The organism is Elusimicrobiota bacterium (assembly GCA_016218575.1).
Classification (GTDB): domain Bacteria; phylum Elusimicrobiota; class Elusimicrobia; order UBA1565; family UBA9628; genus JACRDN01.
Genome location: JACRDN010000007.1, coordinates 16,626 through 36,978, shown reverse-complemented (window position 1 = coordinate 36,978; position 20,353 = coordinate 16,626). Strand labels below are relative to the sequence as shown.

General features: G+C 60.9%; 19 protein-coding genes. 4 read left to right on the top strand and 15 right to left on the bottom strand.

All coding sequences use genetic code 11. The features are described 5' to 3' along the window. Positions 1-85 precede the first annotated feature (85 nt). Both HY921_02115 and HY921_02110 read left to right on the top strand, forming a co-directional pair. Positions 86-577, top strand: a complete 492-nt coding sequence (locus HY921_02115) for a hypothetical protein (protein ID MBI5629660.1) — start codon at positions 86-88, stop codon at positions 575-577. A gap of 85 nt (positions 578-662) precedes the next feature. Then, entirely contained in the window at positions 663-1,274 is a 612-nt protein-coding gene (locus HY921_02110; protein MBI5629659.1) for a hypothetical protein, read from the top strand. On the opposite strand, the gene HY921_02105 is transcribed toward HY921_02110, so the two are convergent. The 5 genes from HY921_02105 to HY921_02085 all read right to left on the bottom strand — a co-directional run bounded on the left by HY921_02105 (position 1,256) and on the right by HY921_02085 (position 8,077). Beyond that, the gene (locus tag HY921_02105; GenBank protein ID MBI5629658.1) at positions 1,256-2,173 is read right to left on the bottom strand and encodes a restriction endonuclease; all 918 of its coding nucleotides are present in this window, start codon (positions 2,171-2,173) and stop codon (positions 1,256-1,258) included. The genes HY921_02110 and HY921_02105 overlap by 19 nt on opposite strands. 12 nt (positions 2,174-2,185) lie before the next feature. After that, on the bottom strand, positions 2,186-3,160 hold the full coding sequence (locus tag HY921_02100; protein ID MBI5629657.1) for a restriction endonuclease: 975 nt from the start codon (positions 3,158-3,160) through the stop codon (positions 2,186-2,188). Positions 3,161-3,371: 211 nt separating this feature from the next. Next, the gene (locus tag HY921_02095; protein MBI5629656.1) at positions 3,372-6,536 is read right to left on the bottom strand and encodes a type I restriction endonuclease subunit R; all 3,165 of its coding nucleotides are present in this window, start codon (positions 6,534-6,536) and stop codon (positions 3,372-3,374) included. A gap of 9 nt (positions 6,537-6,545) precedes the next feature. Beyond that, on the bottom strand, positions 6,546-6,878 hold the full coding sequence (locus HY921_02090; protein MBI5629655.1) for a hypothetical protein: 333 nt from the start codon (positions 6,876-6,878) through the stop codon (positions 6,546-6,548). Continuing rightward, on the bottom strand, positions 6,875-8,077 hold the full coding sequence (locus HY921_02085) for a restriction endonuclease subunit S (GenBank protein ID MBI5629654.1): 1,203 nt from the start codon (positions 8,075-8,077) through the stop codon (positions 6,875-6,877). The genes HY921_02090 and HY921_02085 overlap by 4 nt, the downstream gene beginning before the upstream one ends. A 61-nt stretch (positions 8,078-8,138) precedes the next feature. On the opposite strand from HY921_02085, the gene HY921_02080 reads away from it, so the two are divergent. Further along, the gene (locus HY921_02080; protein MBI5629653.1) at positions 8,139-8,384 is read left to right on the top strand and encodes an ORF6N domain-containing protein; all 246 of its coding nucleotides are present in this window, start codon (positions 8,139-8,141) and stop codon (positions 8,382-8,384) included. 20 nt (positions 8,385-8,404) lie between these two features. On the opposite strand, the gene HY921_02075 is transcribed toward HY921_02080, so the two are convergent. Next, a complete protein-coding gene (locus HY921_02075) occupies positions 8,405-9,868 on the bottom strand; it encodes an SAM-dependent DNA methyltransferase (GenBank protein MBI5629652.1) in 1,464 nt (487 codons plus the stop codon). Between the two features lie 163 nt (positions 9,869-10,031). Here HY921_02075 and HY921_02070 point away from each other — a divergent pair, with 163 nt between their 5' ends. After that, positions 10,032-10,373: a helix-turn-helix transcriptional regulator gene (locus HY921_02070; GenBank protein MBI5629651.1), complete on the top strand. Its 342-nt coding sequence runs from the start codon at positions 10,032-10,034 to the stop codon at positions 10,371-10,373. Positions 10,374-10,375: 2 nt separating this feature from the next. Here the strand turns inward: HY921_02070 and HY921_02065 are convergent, their stop codons facing one another. Genes HY921_02065 through mreC form a run of 9 tightly spaced genes read right to left on the bottom strand, consistent with a single transcriptional unit; the run spans position 10,376 to position 20,351 of the window. Then, positions 10,376-10,723 carry a reactive intermediate/imine deaminase gene (locus tag HY921_02065; GenBank protein MBI5629650.1) on the bottom strand — a complete coding sequence of 116 codons (348 nt, stop codon included), beginning with the start codon at positions 10,721-10,723 and terminating at the stop codon, positions 10,376-10,378. A gap of 28 nt (positions 10,724-10,751) precedes the next feature. After that, positions 10,752-11,792: a transcription termination factor Rho gene (gene rho, locus HY921_02060; protein ID MBI5629649.1), complete on the bottom strand. Its 1,041-nt coding sequence runs from the start codon at positions 11,790-11,792 to the stop codon at positions 10,752-10,754. A gap of 23 nt (positions 11,793-11,815) precedes the next feature. Continuing rightward, on the bottom strand, positions 11,816-12,628 hold the full coding sequence (locus tag HY921_02055) for a glutamate racemase (GenBank protein ID MBI5629648.1): 813 nt from the start codon (positions 12,626-12,628) through the stop codon (positions 11,816-11,818). Between the two features lies 1 nt (position 12,629). Further along, the gene (locus HY921_02050; GenBank protein ID MBI5629647.1) at positions 12,630-14,189 is read right to left on the bottom strand and encodes an N-acetylmuramoyl-L-alanine amidase; all 1,560 of its coding nucleotides are present in this window, start codon (positions 14,187-14,189) and stop codon (positions 12,630-12,632) included. Then, positions 14,186-15,892 carry an Rne/Rng family ribonuclease gene (locus HY921_02045; GenBank protein ID MBI5629646.1) on the bottom strand — a complete coding sequence of 569 codons (1,707 nt, stop codon included), beginning with the start codon at positions 15,890-15,892 and terminating at the stop codon, positions 14,186-14,188. Before HY921_02045 ends, HY921_02050 begins: the two co-directional genes overlap by 4 nt. Positions 15,893-15,912: 20 nt before the next feature. Next, on the bottom strand, positions 15,913-17,253 hold the full coding sequence (rodA, locus tag HY921_02040) for a rod shape-determining protein RodA (protein ID MBI5629645.1): 1,341 nt from the start codon (positions 17,251-17,253) through the stop codon (positions 15,913-15,915). Then, entirely contained in the window at positions 17,243-19,000 is a 1,758-nt protein-coding gene (gene mrdA, locus HY921_02035; GenBank protein ID MBI5629644.1) for a penicillin-binding protein 2, read from the bottom strand. Before mrdA ends, rodA begins: the two co-directional genes overlap by 11 nt. Positions 19,001-19,053: 53 nt before the next feature. Then, positions 19,054-19,527 carry a rod shape-determining protein MreD gene (gene mreD / locus HY921_02030; GenBank protein ID MBI5629643.1) on the bottom strand — a complete coding sequence of 158 codons (474 nt, stop codon included), beginning with the start codon at positions 19,525-19,527 and terminating at the stop codon, positions 19,054-19,056. Further along, positions 19,524-20,351, bottom strand: a complete 828-nt coding sequence (mreC, locus tag HY921_02025) for a rod shape-determining protein MreC (GenBank protein ID MBI5629642.1) — start codon at positions 20,349-20,351, stop codon at positions 19,524-19,526. The genes mreD and mreC overlap by 4 nt, the downstream gene beginning before the upstream one ends. Positions 20,352-20,353: the final 2 nt, after the last annotated feature.

The following is a 20,353-nucleotide window of genomic DNA, read 5'->3' as shown; positions in this document are numbered from 1 at the left end:
TTAGGCCCAGGAGGCCCTGGGCTTTGGGCCCAGGCTCAATTGGGCCAAAGGTCGCATGGCGGCTCCGTTGTGCTAGAATGCGGCCATGACCAAGATCATCCCGGCAGTTCTTTGTATTTTTATGGCCTCCGGCTCCGCGGCCGCGGGCCTAGAGTCCCTGGCCTCCGGCTCCGCCGCCTCGTTCCAGAAAATATTGGCCCAGCCCCAGACCCACCTGCAAGTCAAGAGCTACGTCCCGGTCTCCGGCCAGGTTTCCCTGAGCGGCTCGGCCTACGTTCCGAACGGATCGTCCTACGTCACGGTCACCTTGACCGGATTCGCTTACTTCAAGGATTCCTCGGGAAGAATCACGAGCCACCCCGCCTACATCCATGTCATGCACGGCTTCTGGGCCAATCAAGCCTGGGTCTCCAACTACGTCTACGTGACCGCCTATCCCTCCTTCTTCCAGGACGGCGCCTCCATCGGCGCCTTTCCCGTAAGCGGCTCCGTCCACGTTTCCGGCTGGATCACCGGCAACTGGATCCGATTGACCGGAACCGGAACTCTGGCGGGGACCGTCGCCGGTAAAAATTAGGCCCTTTGCCTAGGCCGATTTAGGCCGAAAGGCCCAGGACCCGCCTCGGCAAAAGTTGGAGAATGCCGCTCATGGAGGATTTGCCATGAGAACTTTGCTTCGAACCGCCGCTTTTATCGCCGCCTTGAACGCCTTCTCCGGGCCAGCGCGGGCGGAGATAGACTGTCCTCGCAACTACCCCAGCGGAAGGACGCTGCGCTATGACGGCGGGCATATGTATTACCCCAACGGCGCAACCCTGCGCTATGAGGGCGGCCACATGGATTATCCCAATGGCGGCACCATGCGCTACGAAGGCGGGCACATGGATTACCCAAATGGGAAGACCATGCGCTATGAGAGCGGCTCCATGGACTACCCCAGCGGGAGAACCCTGCGCGACGGCAGCGGCTCCATGGACTACCCCAGCGGGAGAACCCTGCGCGACGGCAGCGGCTATCTGGAATACGAAAATGGCCGCAGCATCCCGGATGGCTACATGGTCCGGCTTTCCATTCCACTGGAACCTTCGGGCACCATGGTCGTCAGGGTCGGACGCAAAACCGCGACCTACGAGCTCCTCCTAAAGGACGGCTCGACCGACATCCGGATCGTATTCGACGACAAGCAGAATTTCTTCTGCGAGATCACAGGGGAAGGCGCGCTGCGGCAGAGTTATCCTTTTTGGAAAGTGTCGTCTCACTCCTCGCTAAAATAATCGGCGTCAACCTTGCCGATCTCGTAGGAAGCGACCTTGCTCACGCCCACGCCGTGCTCGATCATGAGCTGGGCGAGCTTCTCCCCGTCTATCAATATGACGGTTTCCTTTATACGGGCGACGAACTCCAACGCGGACTTGGTAAAGCTGGAAGCCGTTATGAATACCCCGCGGCTCGCCTTGCGGCCCGACAAACTTCCGACGAAATTTCGGATATCAACCTCACCCACGGTCCCGTCCCAGCGTTTAGCCTGGACATAGATCACGTCCAACCCGAGGCGATCCTCGTTGATAATGCCATCAATGCCTCCGTCCCCGCTCCCACCCACCACCCGGGCGGCTTCTTTGCGAGAACCGCCGTAGCCCATCTTGACTAGAAGGTCCACGACAAGATTTTCGAAAAACCTCGGAGAGCTCTGCCTGATCGCCTCCAGCAAGTCTCCAGCGAGCTCGTTGCGCAATTTTTGGTAGCATTCCTCTAGGATTTCCTTGGTCGTCCCGGCGGCTTCCGCGACCGCGACGGCCTCGCCTTTCTTTCCCGCGTTGCCCCTCAAGGACCGATTCCTGAAATCCATAAATTTCGGGAACTGCATCAGGAAGTTGATGTTGATTCTCTTGGGCTTCGAATCCAAGACCTTGCGGCCGTCATCCGTAATCCGGAAGGATCCCCGAGCTGGATTTTGCAGCAGTCCGGCCTGCTTGAGATAGGACCGCGCCCAATGGACACGGTTGTCAAAACGCGCTTCGAAGCCGCTCGGGAGAAGCTCTCGGCACTCTTCATTGCTGAGCTTGAAAGCGCGCCCTAGGTTGTCAATGGCCTCCCGCACGGCGTGGTCGTTTCCATCCGCGGCAAGCTGCAGAAGAGGCAGCATGATTTCTTGAAAGTCGGGAATAGCCATGATTTCATCTCCTCACGCCCTGACCAGTCCGGGCTTGAGGCCCAGCTGGTCCCGGAACTCCCTCGGGATCGCGTCCCAATGCTCGATCAAGAGGTCCACTAGCTGTCGGCCGTTAATGAGACCGATGCGTGGGAAATTGGGATCCAGGGCCACCTCGGCCGCGGCTTCCTGGTAGTCCGCCGTCGTTATGAAAGCCCCCTGCCCGTCCCGAGGGACGGCCTGGCGCAATTGTTTGACCACATTGGCCGAGACCTTCGCGCCCAATTGATAGCGCTTGGCTTGGACGAAAATCTTTATCTTGGCCAAGTTGGCGATGTTGAGCTCACCCTTGGCATCCACTCCCCCGTCGCCGCTTTTTCCCACTACCTCCGAGCCCTCGAAGCCCAGAGCGGTCAGAAGGTGCCCCGCCAATATCTCGAACTCTTTGTCATCGAGCTTCAGAATCTGCTGCAAGACCGCGCGGTAGGGGTCATAGTGGTCGAAAGCCGCTTTCGGGGCGGCGTCTTTGATCCCGATCGCCTCCAGGAATTCCTCGGACTGTGAAATGGTGAATACGGTCAAGGCACAGCGAATGGCACTTTGAAAGGGAACCGAAAAATCCCCCCTCTTGATGGGCTCCTTGGCCCATTCCACCTCCCGGCGGTGCCGGTAGGGGCAGGAGTCCGCCTCTTTCTGGTAGTAATAGGACGGGGCCGGCCCCACTGTGCCGTAATTCAGAAACTCCGTATCCGCAGCCGGCGTCACCACGTAGTCCCCGGCCTTCATGTCGAGGAGGAACCTCGCCACCTGCCCGACGTTCTGCCCCACCACCAGCTTGCTCGCGACCTTCGGGTAGGCCGCCCTGAAGAGGCCGTAGAGCTCGTCTATGTCTTTCACCCCCGAGAGATCGGCTACAATCGCCGACCACCCGATCGCCGCGTACCCGCCCTCCAGAAAATCCCGGGTGTAATTCCCCGAATCCGCCCGTACGCAGTAGACGCTGGTCATTTTTCCCCCGTTAATCATCACTCATCTCCGACTTATCCACCGAACTTCGCAGCGAAGTTTGGTGGATAAGTCGGACTCAACCCTTAAACAGCCAACAATACAGCGCAAGCAGACCAGCCGCCCAGGTTGCGCAACGCGTCCAGAAGAGGTCCAAACCATTCGAAGAATGAAGAGCCTGCCGCTTGTTCTTTATTTGCCATGTTTTTGCCTCCTACGCGGCCTCAACAGCCGTGCTCTGAGCGAACAATTCGGCCTGCTCGAGAACCGTGGAGGCCGCTTTTTCCTGCTTGTCGGGAGGATAGCCGTGGCGGCGCAGGATTTTCTTGACCGTGACGCGCAGCCTGGCCCTCACGCTTTCCTTCATGGTCCAGTCTATCGAGGCGTTTCGGCGCACGTTCTCCACCAGCTCCCGGGCGATGTCGCGCAGCTTCTTGTCGCCCAGAACGCTGACCGCGCTGTCGCTGGTCTCCAAGGCGTCATAGAACGCGGCCTCCTCGAAGCCGAGGCCCAGCCGCTCTCCGCGCTTCTCGGCCTCGCGCATGTCCTTGGCCAGGGCGATCAGCTCGGTCAGGACCTGGACCGTTTCCACGGCGCGGTTATGGTAGCTGCGCAGGGCCGCCTCGAGCCGCTCGGCGAAGGATTTGCCCTGGACGACGTTCCTCCGAGAGCGGAGCTTGATCTCCTCCTTCAACAGCTTCCTTAAAAGCTCGACGGCCAGGTTCTGGTGCGGCATTTCCCGCACCTCGGCCAGGAACTCGTCCGACAGGATGGAGATGTTCGGCTTCTTGAGTCCCGCGGCCTCGAAAATGTCCACGATCTGGCTCGATGAAACCGCCTTCGAGACGAGCTGGCGCACGGCCTGCTCGAGATCCTCCTCGGTACCGAGGTCGCGCGCGCCCGTCTTGATCAAAGCTGCGCGCACGGCCTGGAAGAACCCCACGTCGTCCCGTATTTCCCGGGTCTTTTCGTGGGGCACCGCCAAGGCGAAGGCCTGCCACAAATCCTTGGCCGCCTTCAGAAGCCGGGCCTTGCCGTCCTCGAGGGCGAGGATATGTTGCTGGGCCGGGGGCAGGAGGCGCAGACGATCTTCCGAGGCGGTCGGCCCCTTCCAGGAGGACCAATCGAAGCCGTCGAAGAGGCCGCGGCAGATTTCGTGCTTTTCCAGCATGAGGGCCACGGCCTCGGCCTGGTCTATGGCGGTACGGCCCTGTCCGCCCCCGGCCGTGTAAGCGCCCAAGGCCCGCTTCAAGTTGTCCGCCAAGCCCAGGTAATCCACCACCAAGCCGCCTTTCTTGTCCTTGAAGACGCGGTTGACGCGGGCAATCGCCTGCATGAGGCCATGCCCGCGCATGGGCTTGTCGAGGTACATCGTGTGCAGGCACGGCGCGTCGAAGCCCGTCAGCCACATGTCGCGCACGATCACGATCTTGAACGGGTCCTTGGGGTCCTTGAAGCGCTTGGCCAAATCCTCGCGCGCGGTCTTGCTGCGGATATGGCCCTGCCAAGGCAGGGGGTCGGAGGCCGAGCCGGTCATGACGAGCTTGAGGGCCCCCTTCTTGTCGTCCGGGTCATGCCACTCGGGCTTGATTCTGGCCAAGGCCGCGTACAAGTCCACGCAAATCCGCCGGCTCATGCACACGAACATGGCCTTGCCCTCGAGGACCTTCTGGCGCTCCTCAAAGTGCGCCGCCATGTCCTTGGCGATGAGCCCGATGCGGTCCTCGGCCCCGACCAGGCCCTCCAAGGCCGCCCATTTGCTCTTGAGCCTCTCCTTGCGCTCGGCCTCCTCGTCCTCGGTGATTTCCTCGAACTCCAGGTCGAGGAAGGAACGCTCCGCCTCCGAGAACTTGAGCTTGGCCAGGCGGCTCTCGTAATAGATGGGAACCGTCGCCCCGTCCTCCACCGCCCTCTGGATGTCGTACACGCTGATGTAATCCCCGAACACGGCGCGGGTGCTCTTGTCCGTGAGCTCGATGGGGGTCCCGGTGAAGCCGATGAAGGAGGCGTTGGGCAAAGCGTCGCGCATGTGGCGGGCGAACCCGTCTATGAAGTCGTATTGGCTGCGATGCGCCTCGTCGGCGATCACCACGATGTTGCGCCGGTCCGAGAGCTTGGGGAAGACGTCTCCCTTCTCCTCCGGAAGGAATTTCTGGATCGTGGCGAAAACCACCCCTCCCGCCGCGACCTGGAGCAGTTCCCGAAGATGGGCGCGGTCCCGAGCCTGCGCCGGAGACTGCCGCAAAAGCTCCCGGCAGCGGCTGAAGGTCCCGAAAAGCTGGTCGTCCAGGTCGTTTCGGTCGGTTATTACGAGAACTGTCGGGTTCTCTAGGTCTGGCTCTTGGATGATGCGGCCGGCGTAGAAGGCCATGGTGAGGCTCTTGCCCGATCCTTGGGTGTGCCATACCAGGCCGATCCGGCGGTCGCCGGGCTTCGACGTCTCCTTCAAGCCGGCGGCGCGGTAAACCCCGAGGGGAGGCTCTCCGACCGCGGAGGCAGTTCCTGGGGGGCGCCCCCAAGCGCGCAAAGTCTCCTCCACGGCCGTTTTCACCGCATGAAATTGATGGTAGCCAGCGATCTTCTTGGCCACGGACCCGTCCCGGTCCTCCTCGAAAACGATGAAGCCCCTCAGGAGATCCAGGAGGCGCCCCTTGTCGAAGAGTCCTTTTACGAGCACCTCGATCTGGGGCATGGCCTTGGGAGCCAAATCCTCCCCCGAAACGGTCTTCCAGGGTAGAAAGCGCTCTCCGTCGGCCGTCAAAGACCCCATCCGGGCCTCGAGGCCGTCGGAGATGATCATCAGTTCGTTGAAGGCGAAAAGGGCCGGTATCTGCTGTTTGTAGGTTTCGAGCTGGCGCAAGGCCGTCCAAATCGTGGCGTTCTCGTCGGCCGGGTTCTTGAGCTCGACCACGGCCACGGGCAGGCCGTTGAGGAAAACGACCACGTCCGGCCGGCGGTTGTGAGACCCCTCGAGCACGGTGAATTGATTGACCGCCGCCCAGTCGTTTCGGTCCGGATCCCGGAAATCCGCGAGCCTCGCCTTGTCGTGAATGACGCGTCCGTCTTTGCGGTACTCGACGTCCACACCCTCCGCCAGCATCCGGTGAAAGGCCCTGTTGTTCTGGACGAGCGACACCGACCCGGGCCGCGTGACCTTACGGAAGGCCTCATCCAGAGCCTCGCCCGGAGCGGCGGGGTTGAGCCTTTTCAGCGCCTCCCGGAGCCTTCCAGGCAGAAATGGCTCCTGGAATGAGGCCCTCTCCGCCTCCGGCTCGCCGGGAGCGATCTCCGGCCCGTGGAGAACCTCGTACCCCAGGCCGGAAACCCAGACCAGGAGCGCGTCCTCGACTTCGGATTCGGTGAAGCGGGAGTTTCTCATGCCCTAGCCCTAGCCAATCGCATTCCCCATGGCCGAGTTATCCACCGAACTTCGCTGCGAAGTTTTGTGGATAGCATCACCATTTTTTATGGATTTAATCCATAGCAGAGTTGCTAAAAACGTTTGGATGACAGTGCAGATAAGGATGATAACGGTGAAGCAATACATTCTCCTATTAATCTGCATTAACTTCTGATCGTGTTCCTCCCTGTCCCGGCGATAGATTTCTTCAAGAAAGAAATCAGCGGGAACCACCCGGTCCGGCTTTGCAAATGCATCATGCTGCGCAATCAAATAGTTCTTGTCCTTGCTGCGCAGGTCTGAATATTTCAGTGGATTCACAAATAGTTCACCTCCACAATGCGGAGTTCTCCGCGAATCATTTTGGGTAGCAATGTATCCCGGAGGTTGGCTAAGCAACGGATCTCGTTTTTGGTCCGTATTATTTCCTCCTTAATCAACGCGGCTATCACCTGGAAACGTTCCACCAGCTCATTACCGGGAATGCAAACACATTGTCGGACAATCCAGCCCTTATCTACATGGGGGATTGAAGTTCCGGTTAAATGTTGCCGGATTTCCGGCTCCAGGTACTTCAATGCGGCATACAGAAAACTCTTACCTGGGACTTTCTGTTTGGGCAATATTTTCGCCAGTGTTGAACCAACCAAGCCGCCCAACCCGGTATCGACACGACCAGAGCTGGCGCCATCCATTACCATAAGCACGTCATCCCCATTTACTTCAATCATTTCGTCAGGTACGGCATATTGAGACCTGCCAGAGTTAAGAGACTCAATGAGAATCACGGGCAGAAGTCCTCCCTCTGGAGAATCCATAGTTTTAGAAGGTTTGCGGCCCTTAACAAATTCCAATAAATCTCCAAATTTTCCAACACACCAGCCCTTTGGGATCAAACCCCATACAGATTCCTGGAACCGCTCCGGAAACAAGTCTGCGATGTCCCTAGGTAACCCCGTATCCCGATCCTCGGCCTTGGCCCGGACGGGATCGAAGTCCACGAACCAGGACTTGAAAATGGCCTGGGCCATGGCCTCCAAGGTCTTATTCAGGCGGTGGCTACTCTCAATTTTTTGTTCTAGCGCTCCAAGCATATTCGCGATTTCTTTCTGTTCATGAAGAGCTGGATAAGCGATATTCAGCTTTCGAGCATCCCCCTGCGAAATAAATGGCTGAGCGGATCCACGTTTCGGCCAAATTAAAGGATCTCGCGTAACCCAATACAGGAACTCCGTGTCCACCTCTGGATCTTTCGACCAAAATCGGATCGTATTTTTAATACAGGACCATTTACCTTGAGCCAGCCAGGTCCGTCCACAATTAGCTCCAATGGCACTAAGAACTACCCCGGTTCGATCAAAATCTGCATATGGCAGGAATCCATCCGAACCGGATGCGCTGTAGGCTGTAAACCCTGCATCAACATAGGCAGCTTTTGTCGTAGAGGTATCGCCCCAATTCACGTCTGCGGCATCCCCAAGTGATGACCGCTGCCAATGTGAAGGCCAATTATCAGCCATGCCATTTACTTGCGGAACATAAAACAGGGAACTTTTTCGGTGGGTGAATCGTATAACTAATATGGCCGATTTCGCCCTGGGGGACTCCATAGAGAAACGGATATTCCTGATCCGGGGACTTAAGGTTATGCTCGACAGGGATTTGGCGGAGCTTTATCAGGTCCCTACGAAAGTCCTGAACCAGGCGGTTCTCCGCAATCAAGAGCGCTTCCCGGACGGGTTCATGTTCCGCTTGACGTCGAAAGAACTGCGGGAACTGATCACAATTTGTGACCGGTTCAATGACCGAACTTATCACAAATTGTGATAAGTTCATGACCCCTGCCATCACAACGGATACCCCACCTTCTTAAGATTCTCCCTGATGGCGCGCTCGAGCTTTAAGGATTCGGAGAATTGCTCCCTGAGCTGGGCGGTGAGGCGTCTCATCTTCTGGTCGAATGGCTCGCCGTCGTCCTCCGCCGCTTCTGCTCCCACGTAGCGGCCGGGGGTGAGGACGTGACCGTGCTGGCGGATTTCTTCGAGCTTGGCGGACTTGCAGAAGCCGGGGACGTCCTGGTACTTCGCCTTGCAGTCCTTGTCTCCGCGCCAGGAACGGTAGGCGCCCACGATTTTTTTGATGTCGGCGTCGGCAAGCTCACGGTGGACGCGGTCTATCATGAAGCCGAGCTTGCGGGCGTCAATGAAAAGCACCTCGCCGCGGCGGTCCCGCAGCCGGCCGCCCTTGCGGTCGCGGGCCAGAAACCACAAGCACACCGGGATTTGGGTCGAGTAGAACAGCTGGCCCGGCAGGGCCGCCATGCAGTCCACGAGATCCGCCTCTATGATCGCCTTGCGAATATCGCCCTCGCCGGAGGTGTTGGAGGACATGGAGCCGTTGGCAAGCACAAATCCCGCCAGGCCGCCCGGAGCCAAATGGTGGATGAAATGGGAGATCCAGGCGTAGTTGGCGTTTCCGGCGGGCGGGGTCCCAAATTGCCAGCGCTTGTCCTCGCGCACGAGCTCGCCCTTCCAATCGCTGTCGTTGAACGGGGGATTGGCCAGGATGAAGTCGGCCTTGAGATCGGGGTGGAGGTCCCGGTGGAAGCTGTCCGCGTGCTCGGGGCCTAGATTGGCGTCAATCCCGCGGATGGCCAGGTTCATCTTGGCCAGGCGCCAGGTCGTGTGGTTTGATTCTTGCCCGTAAACGCTGATGTCTCCCACCCGCCCGCCATGCTGCTCGATGAACTTTTCGCTTTGGACGAACATCCCTCCGGAGCCGCAGCACGGGTCGTAAACCCGCCCCTTGTAGGGCGCCAGCATCTCGACTAGGAGCTGGACCACCGACCGGGGAGTGTAAAATTGTCCGCCTTTTTTTCCCTCGGCGCTCGCGAACTCCGAGAGGAAGTATTCATAGACCCGGCCGAGGACGTCCTTGGACCGGCTCTCCCTGTCGCCAAGACCGATCGTGCCGACAAGGTCTATGAGCTCTCCCAGCCTCTGCTTGTCGAGGGCGGGCCTGCCGAAATCCTTGGGGAGCACGCCTTTCAAGACCTTATTGTCCCGCTCGATCGCGACCATGGCGTCGTCGAGGACTTTCCCGATGCCCGGCTGCTTGGCCCGGCCCTGAAGGAAGCTCCAGCGGGCCTCCTTGGGCACCCAGAACACGTTCTCCGCCAGATATTCGTCCTTGTCCTCGGGATCGGAGCCCTTGTCGGCCGAGAGCCTCGCGTGCAGATCCTCGAAGGCGTCGGAGATGTACTTCAGGAAGATGAGGCCAAGGACGACGTGCTTGTACTCGGCCGCGTCCATGTTGTTGCGCAGTTTGTCGGCGGCCTGCCAGAGCTTGGCCTCGAAGCCTAAAACCGCAGCTTTTTTGGCGATGGCCACGGCGTATTATACTAATAGTCAAATACATATTTGACCTACAGATAATGGCCGAGGCCTTTTGTAACCCCTACAATGGGAAAAGGCTATGGTCAAGAGCATTCACGTCATGGTGGGCCAGAGGGTGCGGCAGGAAAGGCTCAGGGCCAAGCTGACCATCGAGCAACTGGCGGGATTGGCACAAATCAGCACCAGTTTTTTAAGCTACGTAGAGAATAGGGGCAAGCCGGCCAGCCTAGACACCATCCACAAGCTGGCGTTAGCCCTGAGGATTCCCGTGGCGGAGCTGTTCAAGGACGAGCCGGCACCACCCAAAGACGAGCTCTACGACGCGGCCCAGCAATTCACCCAGCTCATCCGCGACAAGAAGCCCCGCGAAAGGGAGCATATACTGGACGTGGTGCGGACGTTGTCCAAGAAGCGGGACTGATCCTACCCTGCAACCGCCACCGCCTCGATTTCCACCAAGGCCCCCTTGGGCAAGGCCGCGACCCCGACCGTGGCCCGGGCGGGGAAGGGGGGCTTAAAATGGCGGGCGTAGACCTCGTTCATGGACGCGAACTGGGTCAAATCCGCCATGAAAACCGTGGTTTTGACCACGGACGAGGCGTTAAGCCCGGCCTCGGCAAGAACTGACTCTAGATTTCTCAGACATTGTTCGGTTTGAGCTTCTATCCCGGGGGCGAGCCGGCCCTCGGCGTCCGCTCCGATCTGGCCGGAAACGAAAACCCAGCCCCCTCGCGCCACGAAGGGGGAATACGGCCCTATCGGCGTTGCCATCGGGATAATTCGGTAACTGTCACCGAATTCAGCGCAAGGCCGCCAATAAGGCTTTGTTGGTTTTTTGGACGCGGAGCATTTCGTTGAAGGCGCGGATGGCCTCGATGTCGCCCAGGCCCGCCATGTGGCGGCGCAGCTTCCAGACCCCCTCCAGGACCTCGGACGGCAGGAGCTTCTCCTCCTTGCGGGTCCCGCTGTCGCGGACCTTCAAGGCCGGGAAGATGCGCATCTCCGCGGCCTGCCGGAACAGCACGAGCTCCATGTTTCCGGTGCCCTTGAACTCCTGGAAGATGACCTCGTCCATCTTGCTCCCGGTCTCGACCAGGATGGTGGCCAGAATCGTGAGCGAGCCCCCCTCCTCGAGCTTGCGGGCCGCGCCGAAGAAGCGGCGCGGCACCTCCATGGCCCGGGAATCCAAGCCGCCGGTCATGGTGCGCGATCCCGTGGCGAACTGGTTGTGCACCCGGGCAAGCCTCGTCAGAGAATCGAGGAGGATGAAGACGTCCTCGCCCTGGGAGGCCAAGGCTACGGCCTGGCGCATCAAACCCTCGGCCACGGCCACGTGCCGGTCATAGCTTTGGTCGCTCGAGGAGGCGACGACCTCGGCCGGCACGCTCCTTTTGAAGTCAGTGACTTCCTCGGGCCTCTCGTCTATGAGAAGGCAGAACTGCTTGATCTTGGGGTCCACCCCGGCCACCGCGTTGGAGATTTGCTTGAGGAAGGTAGTCTTGCCGGCCTTAGGCGGGGCCACGATGAGGCCGCGGGTGCCGCGCCCGATGGGGCAGAGGAGGTCCATGGCCCTCATGGAGGGGTCGGTGGAGCCCTTCTCGAGCTGTATCCACTGGTGGGGATCCACCGGGGTCTTGCCCATGAAAAGCTTCTCGGCCTCGCTCTGGACATAGGGCCTCGGGCCCCCGCCGCGGTTGTCTCGGGGCGGACCTCCCCCATCCCGGCGGTGATGATTGGGATGGTGATGATGCTGGCCCTTGTGATGCTGATGTTGGGGCCGGCCGTATCTCTTGAACGGCCTCTGGTTTTGTCCGCCCTGTCCCGGCCTTTCCTCGTTCATACCTGTACCTCTTTTAGCCCGACCTAATCCAACGGATGCCGAACGACCCGTCCCACCTTGACCCCCAAGAGGCGCCTGCTTAGCTTCAGGAAGCGCTCCGGGGAGTCCGAAACGTAGAACGCCCGCGCGGCCTTGCCCGTCTTCTTTCTCAGATTGAGATTCTCCAGCAGATTTTCCGTCTCCAAAGCGGTTTGCTCGGCCGAGTCGATAAGATTGACCCTGGGGCCGAGAACTTGGCCCAAGATATTCTTCAACAGAGGATAATGGGTGCACCCTAAAATAACGGAATCTACCCGCGCCCTTTTCAAGGACCCTAAATACTCCCTGGCCACGGCCTCGGCCACCGGGTGCGCCCACCAGCCCTCCTCGACCAAGGGCACGAAAAGGGGACAGGCCCGGCTCACGGCCTTGACCCGGGGCGAGCGCGCCTTGAGCGCGCGCTCGTAGGCCCCGGAGGCGATCGTAGCCTCGGTGCCGATGATGCCCACCGTGCCACGCCGTGTCGCCCGGGCCGCGGCCCGGGCCCCGGGCTCGATCACCCCGAGAACGGGAATCGACAGCCTCCTTTTGATCGCCTCCAGGGCCAAAGCTGAGGAGGTGTTGCAGGCCACGACCAGGACCTTGATCCCGCGCCCGGCCAGGAACTCGGCCACCTGCAGGGAGTAGCGCGTCACCGCCTCCCTGGACTTTGAGCCGTAGGGCACGCGGGCCGTATCGCCGAAATAAACCAAATTTTCATGGGGCATGCGGCGGCTTAAAGCCTGGAAGACGGTAAGCCCCCCCAAGCCAGAGTCGAATATCCCGATGGGCCGCGCCGCCAAGCTTTTCAAAGCCATTTCAGTGACGGCCGGCGGCAGCCTGCCCATGGGCCTCCCCCTCCGAATTCGCGAACCAGCCCTGGCGTTTGGAGTACTCGACCAGGCCCGCGTAAACGCCGTCCACGATCTTGCGCCTGAATTTGCGGGATTCGAGCTTTCTCTCATCCTGCCTGTGGGTCAGATAGGCCATCTCGACCAGGATCGAGGGGGCGTGGGTCCCGCGCAAAACGTAGAAGGCGGCCTGCTTGACCCCGCGGTTGAATAGAGCCACTCGCCGCGACAGCGAGCGCGCAATCAGGGCCGCGAGCTCCGAGGCGGCGTTGATGTTCTCTGTCTTGCTGAGCTCCCCCAGGAGAATTGAGGCCTGGCCGTCCTGGGGGGCGTGGTCCTCCAACTTCAGGACCGAGTTCTCGAACTCGGCTGGGCGCTCGGCCTCCGGGTCGGAGGCCTTTTCGGACAGGAAGTAGACCTCGTAACCGGTGTCTCCGGAGCTCCGGGAGGCGTTGCAGTGGACGGAGATGAAGAGATCCGCCCCGAACTCGTTGGCCAGGCGCGAGCGCTCGGCCAAGGGGATGAAGGTGTCGTCGTTGCGGGTCATGAGCACATCGAAATGGCCCTCCTCGTTCAAGAGAGCCGCCAGCTCCTGGGCCGCGAGAAGGTTGATGTCCTTCTCCTGGACGCCGCGCCGGCCGGTGGCTCCGGAGTCCTTTCCCCCGTGTCCCGCATCTATCACTATGCGGCGTCTCCCTTTGGCGGCCGTAGGAGACGCCGCTGTCGAGAGCCCTTCCATGGATGTCTCGGGCTTGTAGTCGGACGCTTCACGTGGGGGATTTGGAGCAGAAGCCTGGACTCCATCGGAGCTAAAGTCAATCACCACCCGCCGCGGCCGCTCGAGCTCCTGGATCTTCCAGCGCACCTGGGCTCCGGCGGTCTTGACCGAGAGCACGGCGGCCTTGGAGCCGGGCTTAAGAATGACCGAGTCCACGATCCCATCCGCGATCTTCGCCTCCTCCGGACCTTCCAGAGCGCCGAAAGGAATGCTGAGCTCGAGGCCCCCGACCCCGCGGGGGGCCACGTTGTAGCGCAGCTTCTGCGACAGCTCGAGGACCACTCGGGTATAGCCCTTGTAGGAGAACCAGCGCAGGGGGCCGATCGAGCTCTCGTGGTCCACGGCGACAAGGCGCGTCCGGGGGTTGAAGGAGGTCTCAAAGCCTGACCAGGAGGCGAACTCCTCGGAGAGAAAGAACGACAGGGGCACCATGGCCTGGGAGCCGCGCACGATCACCGGGGCCTCGAGCCGGACTTCTTGGCCGTTCAGGCGAGCGGTCTTGGACTCGACCAGGAAGAGCAGGGGCTTGCCCCTCAAGCTCATTTGGACCCGGCCGGAAACCGGATACCAGTAGACCTGGGCGCCGTAAAGCCGGGCGGCCTGCTTGGCTCCGATGTAATGCGCCGAGCCCACCTTGTGGGCCGAGAGGGGATCCCGCCTATGCCCGGAAACGGTCACGGACAAGGTCTCGGCCCAGGAAAGACCGGCCCCGATAAGCAGCAGCAACGGCAGGAGGAGAATGCGCCTCATTCGAGAACGATGCGGTACTCCTCCCAGGGCAGCATGGGCTCGCCGTTGATCTTGATCGAGCGCTGGATGTTCTTCTCGATGAGGGCCTGCTGGGACCGGAACACCTCGGCCAGGCCCGGATGGAGTTGGAGGCGTATTTGGCCGCCGGGGCGGCCCGCGGTCATCTCGTAGATCTCGCGCTGGATGCGGATGCGCAAGGTCTCGCTCGAAAGGACCCGGCCAGCACCCTTGCACTGCGGGCACTCGTCGGTGATAAGGCTCACCGTAGATTCGCGCTTTCTCTCGCGCGTCATCTCGATAAGGCCCAGCCTCGTGATCGGGAGGATCCGGATCTTGGCCCGGTCCGACCTCACGGACTGGGCGAAGGCCTCCATGACCTTATTGCGGTTGGAGGCCTTCCTCATGTCGATGAAGTCCACGACGATGATCCCGCCGATGTTGCGCAGGCGGATTTGATGCGCGATCTCGTGGGCCGCCTCGATGTTGGTCTGGGTGACCGTCTCCTCCTGGGACTTAGACCCCGTGAAGCGCCCGGTATTGACGTCTATGGCGCAGAGGGACTCCGCTTCCTGGATCACGATGGAGCCGCCGTTCGGGAGAGCCACCTTGATCTTGCGCAGATTCTCGATCTCACCTTCCAGGTTGAAGGCCTTGAAAATCGGCGTCTTGGCGTCGTAACAGCGCACCCGCTCGCAGAGGTCCGGGGAGATCTCGCGCACGAAGTCCAGGACGTTCTTGTGGTTCTCCTTGTTGTCGAGAAGGTAGACGTAGACCTGGTCCGAGAGGATATCCCGGGCCACCTGGAGGGTCAGATCCAAGTCCTTGTGCAGAAGCGCTGGGCCCGGCTGGGTCTCGAATTTCTTCTGGATGGCGCTCCACGTGGCGAAAAGGTACTTGACTTCGCGCTCCAGCTCCTCGGCGCTGGCCCCCTCGGCCTCGGTGCGCACCACGACCCCTGTGCCGCTCAGGTGGGCCGCGGCCAGGCCCTCGACCACGGTCTGGAGCCTTTTGCGCTCATGGGCGTCCTCGATGTGCTTGGAGATGCCCACCGTGTCCTGAAAGGGCATGAACACGAGGTAGCGCCCGGGAAGGGAGACATCCATCGTCACCTTCATGCCCTTGGTCCCGATGGCCTCCTTGGCCACCTGGATCATGATCTGCTGGCCCTTCTTGAGCGTGGCGTCTATGGCGGCCCCGCGCTGGCCGAGAACGTCCGATATATAAAGGTAGGCATTCTTCTCGAAGCCGATGTTGACGAAGGCCGAGGAGATTCCGGGAAGCACGTTTTCCACCACGCCTTTATAAATGTTTCCGACGATGCTGGCCTCGCTCTTGCGCTCCCAAAGAAGCTCGGAAAGCCGGCCGTCCTCGAGGATCGCGATGCGCGTCTCCTCGAAGCTCGTATTGGCCAAAACCTCGCGCTTGACCTTCTTGGCGGAGCGGTGCTGGTGCTGATTTTCATGGGGCCTGCCTCCGCCCTCATGATGGGGCCTTTCCTGGCGCTGGTGCTGGCCCTGATGCTGGCCGGGCTGTCTCTCGCCCCTGCCTCCATCGCGCTCGCGCCCGCCCCGCCTGCGGCGGCGCCGGCCATCGTGCTGGCGGTTCTCGCCGGCAGGCTGCGCCGGCGCGCCTTGGGGTTCGGCCGGGACAGTTTCCGGCTTCGCGTCCCGGGGAGCCGTTTCCCCTTCAATGTTCTCGTTCATGTGAATCCTCCGCGCGCGCGCTACAAAAGCGCGTAGCGCCGCGAATAAATATTGGCCACGATGCCCAGCGACCACAAAGCGATGACGAGGCTCGAGCCTCCGTATGAAATCAGGGGAAGCGGAATCCCCGCGACCGGCATAAGGCCCAGGCACATGCCGACGTTCAAGACCAGCTCGAAGGCGAACATGGCGGCCAGGCCGCAGCAGATCAAATACCCGTAGCGGTCCCGGGCGGATCTGCCGGCGGCCACGATGCGCCCTATGAGAAGAAGATAGAGGGCCAACAAGCTCATCGTCCCGACGAATCCCATCTCTTCCCCGATAACGGCGTAGATGAAATCCGTGTGGCGCTCCGGAAGGAACCCCAGCTTGGACTGAGTTCCGGCGAAAAGTCCCTTGCCGAATACCCCGCCGGAGCCGATCGCGATCTGGGATTGGTGCACGTGGTAGGCCGCGCCCTGGATGTCAGACTGGGGAGCCACGTAAGCCACGAAGCGGTTGCGCTGATAGCCCTTGAGCTGGCGGTTGACCATGACCCCGGAGGCCAGCCCCACTCCCAGGATCATGGGTACCCCGATGAAATAGACGGGACGGGCCTGGAGGCGCAGCCAGCCGCACAAACGCCAGGCCGCCAGGCTCAAGGCGGCCAAGGCCGCCAAGGCCAGGACCGTGGTGAGGCCCATCCGGGAGGTCTGGAGCACGAAATAAGGCCAGGTTCCGGGCCCGGCCTGGGGATAACGCACCTGGCAGAAAATGTAGAGCATGGGCATGGACAAGGAAACAAGCCCGTATCCCATCACGGTCAAGATATGAGCGTACCGCGCCCCCGCGCAAAAAAGCATCCCGATCAGGATAGGAAAGAAGGTAAGAGTGGTCGAGAAGTCCGGCTGCTTAAGGATGAGGATCATAATGGGTGCGGCCAGGAGCAAGGCGTAGAACACGGCCGAGAACTCCGTGATCTTGCGGGCCGAGAAATCCAAGTACGCGGCCATGACGAGGATCATGGCCAGGCGCGCCAGCTCCGCGGGTTGGAAGGTCAGGAAAGCCAGGTGGAACCAGGCCTTATGCCCTCTTTGTGTGATGCCCATCATGAGGACTCCCGACAGGATCGCCAAGATCACGGCATAAACACCCTTGGCCTGATCCTGGAAAATTTGGTAGTTGAAGCTGAACCCGATAAGGAAAAGAACGGCCCCCACGGCCAGGGCGATGAAATGACGCTGGAGTATCTGCGTGTAGTAAGGAAGGGGGCTCGCTGCCGAGATCATGGACAAGGTGCCCAGACAAACGAGGCCCGCCATGGCCAGGAGAAAGCTCCAATCGAGCCGCCCCCTGATCGCCGACTCGACCTTAATTGGCATGCGCCGCTCCTCCGGGAGGCTGGGGCTTGTCGCCGTATGCCGCCAGGAAAATATTGCGGGCGATGGGGGCCGCGACCGAGGCTCCGTGCCCCCCATTCTCAACCAGGACGGCCAGGGCCACGCCAGGGGTCTGGCCCTGGGGTCCGGCGAAGGCGATGAACCAGGCGTGATCATTCCCGCCGGGGTTCTGCGCGGTCCCGGTCTTGCCGAGGATGTCGAGACCGGAGATGCCAGTGCCCCGGGCCGTGCCGGAGGAAACCACGAGCTGCATGGCCTCATGAAGGTCACGCCAAACCGATTCCTTGAGGGCCACCGCGCCCAAGCGCTCTGGCTTGGTGACGTAGTCCGGCTGGCCGTCGGCATAGGAGATGCGGGCCGTGTAGTACGGCCGCCAAAGAGTCCCTCGGTTGGCCAAAGCCGCGGCGAAAACCGCGAGCTGAATGGGGGTCACGAGGAGCTCGCCCTGGCCGATCGAGAGGTTCACGGTGTCCCCATCGTACCAGGGGTGGCGGCTCAAGGCGCGGGCCTCGGGGCCGAAAAGGTGTCCTGAGCGCTCGCCGGGCAGAGCGATGTTGGTCTTTGCCCCGAAGCCGAAGAGCTTGGAATAGCGCTCGATGGCCTCGCCCCCGGTCTTAAGCCCCATGCGATTGAAATAGATGTTGCAAGATCTGGCCAATCCCATGCTCCAGGACACGGTCTTGTGCCCTTTATGATCCCAGCAGAGGAATATCCTGCGGCCCAGCTCGAAATAGCCCGGGCAGAAAACCGTTTCACGGGTGCTGAACTTGCCCTCGTTCAAGCCCGCAGCCCCCACCACGAGCTTGAAGGCAGAACCCGGAGGGTAGACTCCCGCGATGGCGTGGTTGAACTCCGGAAGGTCCTCGATGGTCCGCTTGACCTCCTGGGGGTTGGTGGAAAGAAGAGCGTTGGGATCGAAGTCGGGCGAGGAGGCCAGCGCCAGGATGGCGCCGGTCGAGGGATCCAGGGCCACCACGGCCCCGCGCCCGGTCGGGCTTTTGCGCAAGCCCTCGTCGGCCGCCTTCTGCATGGCCGCGTCCAAGGTCAGCGTGATGTTGCTGCCCGGCTCCCAGGAAATTTTCTCCAAGATCCTCTTGAGACGGCCTTGGGCGTCCACTTCCATGCGGATGCCTCCGTCCTGCCCGCGGAGCTCCGCCTCGAACATCCTCTCCACCCCCATTTTTCCCACCCTGGAGTCTATGCGGTAGCCCTTGTTCTTCAAGTCCTTCCAGCTGCGTTGATCCATCTTGCCCATGTAGCCGACGAGGTGGCTGGCGAAGCGTCCGAAGGGATAATAGCGCCGGGCCTCCACGATGAGCTCCACGCCCGGGTAGACGGTCTTAAGCTCCGAGAGCCTGAACATCGTCTCCATGGGCAGGTTCTCGGCCAGCCGGATCGCCGTCTCCTCGCGCACGGCCTGCTCCAGGTTTTCCAGAAGATCATCGGGGTCCTTGTGGAGCTGCTGGGACAGGGCCGAAGCCAACGACTTCAAATCCGACCGCTCCTGGCCGCGGCCAGGCGGCAGGTAGATGAGGGAAAAAGCCGGGCGATTGGTAGCCAGGACCGCGCCCTTGCGGTCGTATAGGCGTCCGCGGGGCGCGGTCTTGTAAATGATCTGGCTGCGGTTGCGCTCGGCCGCGCGCTGATACTCCACGTTCTGGATGATCTGAAGCTGGAAGAGCCTTGCGCCCAAGATGGCGCCGCCCATATAGATGAAAAACCAGAGCATGTTGAGGCGATTAAAAAGCCTTTGATGATTCATGTAAGAGCCGGTGTCAGATGCTAATTTCTACTTTTTCCTAAAAAAATAAAAGGAGGAGCAACGGCAACGACCCATACCAGAATCACGTTATAAAAAGGGCAGGCCAAGAACGAGGGCCAGCCGATCCATAGAAAGCCTTCCATGAAAACAAGCCCCAGAACCCCCAGGAGCAGAAAATAGGCCCATGTCATCAGGAATACGACCGCGCTCAAGGAACCCGCTCCGGTCACGTCGATCTGCCGGCGCACCGAACCGGTCCCGTAGCCCACCATGGTGAGGGCCAAAGCGTTGGCTCCGAAAAGATGGGGGCTCGAGACGTCCAAGAACAACCCCCAGAAGAAACCCAGGCACATGGCCAGGATCGGGCCGCGGTAGGCGGCCACCAGGGCGGTAAGCACCAGGAGAAGCTGGGGAGCCAACCCCCAAAAGGCGAATTGACTGCTCCAAAGCCATTGCGCGGCCATGGCGGAGAAAAATAGCAGGATGTAGCTCATGGGGAGCCCTGCCTTTTGAGAATCAACACCTCACTGAGCCTTCCGCTGTCCAAGGCCGGGGATATCTCCACGGACTGGAAAGTGAGAAATGGATCCCGCGGGAAGACCCGGGCCACCCGGCCGATCAAGATGCCTGGCGGGAACGTGGCGCTGGTGGCTGAGGTGTAGGCCAAGTCCCCCAAGGTGAGCGAAGCGTCCTCGGAAAGATAGTTCATGATGAGCCTGGCCCCCCCCTGGCCCTGCGCCAAGCCCTCGACCGTGCTCGAGGAGAGATGCGCGGCCACCGAGGAGAGCTCGTCTGTCACGAGAAGGACCAAGGAGGAGCGCGGCCGAACCTCCACCACTCGGCCGATCACGGAGAGGCCCTCGGCTCCTTTTCCCAAAACCGGGGCATTGAGGGCGAGACCGTCCTTTTGCCCGGCGTCCACCATGAAGCTGTGGTACCAATGCAGGGGGTCGCGCTCCAGGACGCGCGCCCAAATGGAGGTGTATCCGGGGGAAGCCTTGAGGCCCAAGACGGCCCTCAGGCGCTCGTTCTCCGCCTTCAAGGCCTGGGCCTCGGCCCGGGCCCAGGAGGCCTCCTTGACCTCCTCGCGCATGAGGCGGTTTTCTATGTCGGCGGCCAAGAGCCCGCGGATGCGGTCGGGAACATCGGCGATTTTCTCGACCCCCTTGGCTCCCCGGTAGGCCGCCGGATCCGACAAATAGACGAGACAGGCCTTAAAAACCCGGACCGGGCCCGACAAGGGCAGGGAAAGCAGAGTCAGGGAAATAATGCCGAAAACGGCTAAAAAGTAGTTTGCGATTCGCGCTTCGCGCTGCATGG

What these genes read in the sequence shown, in the direction of transcription:
- HY921_02115 (MBI5629660.1), top strand. Translation starts at nt 86, where the DNA reads ATGACCAAGATCATCCCGGCAGTTCTTTGTATTTTTATGGCCTCCGGC.
- HY921_02110 (MBI5629659.1), top strand. Translation starts at nt 663, where the DNA reads ATGAGAACTTTGCTTCGAACCGCCGCTTTTATCGCCGCCTTGAACGCC.
- HY921_02105 (MBI5629658.1), bottom strand. Translation starts at nt 2,173, where the DNA reads ATGGCTATTCCCGACTTTCAAGAAATCATGCTGCCTCTTCTGCAGCTT.
- HY921_02100 (MBI5629657.1), bottom strand. Translation starts at nt 3,160, where the DNA reads ATGACCAGCGTCTACTGCGTACGGGCGGATTCGGGGAATTACACCCGG.
- HY921_02095 (MBI5629656.1), bottom strand. Translation starts at nt 6,536, where the DNA reads ATGAGAAACTCCCGCTTCACCGAATCCGAAGTCGAGGACGCGCTCCTG.
- HY921_02085 (MBI5629654.1), bottom strand. Translation starts at nt 8,077, where the DNA reads ATGGCTGATAATTGGCCTTCACATTGGCAGCGGTCATCACTTGGGGAT.
- HY921_02080 (MBI5629653.1), top strand. Translation starts at nt 8,139, where the DNA reads ATGGCCGATTTCGCCCTGGGGGACTCCATAGAGAAACGGATATTCCTG.
- HY921_02075 (MBI5629652.1), bottom strand. Translation starts at nt 9,868, where the DNA reads ATGGACGCGGCCGAGTACAAGCACGTCGTCCTTGGCCTCATCTTCCTG.
- HY921_02070 (MBI5629651.1), top strand. Translation starts at nt 10,032, where the DNA reads ATGGTCAAGAGCATTCACGTCATGGTGGGCCAGAGGGTGCGGCAGGAA.
- HY921_02065 (MBI5629650.1), bottom strand. Translation starts at nt 10,723, where the DNA reads ATGGCAACGCCGATAGGGCCGTATTCCCCCTTCGTGGCGCGAGGGGGC.
- rho (MBI5629649.1), bottom strand. Translation starts at nt 11,792, where the DNA reads ATGAACGAGGAAAGGCCGGGACAGGGCGGACAAAACCAGAGGCCGTTC.
- HY921_02055 (MBI5629648.1), bottom strand. Translation starts at nt 12,628, where the DNA reads ATGGCTTTGAAAAGCTTGGCGGCGCGGCCCATCGGGATATTCGACTCT.
- HY921_02050 (MBI5629647.1), bottom strand. Translation starts at nt 14,189, where the DNA reads ATGAGGCGCATTCTCCTCCTGCCGTTGCTGCTGCTTATCGGGGCCGGT.
- HY921_02045 (MBI5629646.1), bottom strand. Translation starts at nt 15,892, where the DNA reads ATGAACGAGAACATTGAAGGGGAAACGGCTCCCCGGGACGCGAAGCCG.
- rodA (MBI5629645.1), bottom strand. Translation starts at nt 17,253, where the DNA reads ATGCCAATTAAGGTCGAGTCGGCGATCAGGGGGCGGCTCGATTGGAGC.
- mrdA (MBI5629644.1), bottom strand. Translation starts at nt 19,000, where the DNA reads ATGCTCTGGTTTTTCATCTATATGGGCGGCGCCATCTTGGGCGCAAGG.
- mreD (MBI5629643.1), bottom strand. Translation starts at nt 19,527, where the DNA reads ATGAGCTACATCCTGCTATTTTTCTCCGCCATGGCCGCGCAATGGCTT.
- mreC (MBI5629642.1), bottom strand. Translation starts at nt 20,351, where the DNA reads ATGCAGCGCGAAGCGCGAATCGCAAACTACTTTTTAGCCGTTTTCGGC.